Genomic DNA, 613 nt, shown 5'->3' with positions numbered 1-613 from the left:
TAACCGTCGTCGCGCATAGTTGCTAGGCCGGTGGCTGGCAGCGTGAGCTGCTAGTGCATACGGTGTACTGCTTGTGTCCCCTGGCTCCTGATGGAGCTGGGGGCCACAGGCGTTTTCTGTTTCTGGTGAGTGGAGGGGTGCGGGGATTGGGGATGGGGCGTCGGAAAGCGCAGCGCATTGATGGGGGACTGACGACGTTCCTGCTCAGAGAGATATCGACTCAGCTTTTTCTTGGCCAAAGAGCGTGAGTACCGCGTTCCCACCAAGTACTAATTGCGCAAGTAGCAAATTTTCAAGACTTTTGCTTGAAACAACCTTAAAAAATGCTGGCGTCTGAGTTGAGTCCTGAAAGAAACTTAGATAATATTTGAAGGAGTCGCATAGGTTATGGGCAAATTGTTAAGAATCATGCCTAAGTCCCTTATGGATCCGTGGTTCTTGGTTGCTCGCTAGCCCTTTACTGCTAACCGATGCGAGCAGACTATCTCTTAACAAAGAAAAAGTTTATGAAAAAACATTATTCCCTTTCTTCCTCGGTGTTTGTGGTTGCGTTGTGTGCTGGTCTTGCCAGTCCACTCGCTGTTGCGGATGAGCGTGTGATTTCCGGTAATGA

The organism is Corynebacterium sp. HMSC05E07 (genome assembly GCF_001807225.1).
Lineage (GTDB): Bacteria > Actinomycetota > Actinomycetes > Mycobacteriales > Mycobacteriaceae > Corynebacterium > Corynebacterium singulare.
The sequence above is the reverse complement of the archived record's forward strand: the minus strand, read 5'-3'. Positions refer to the sequence as shown.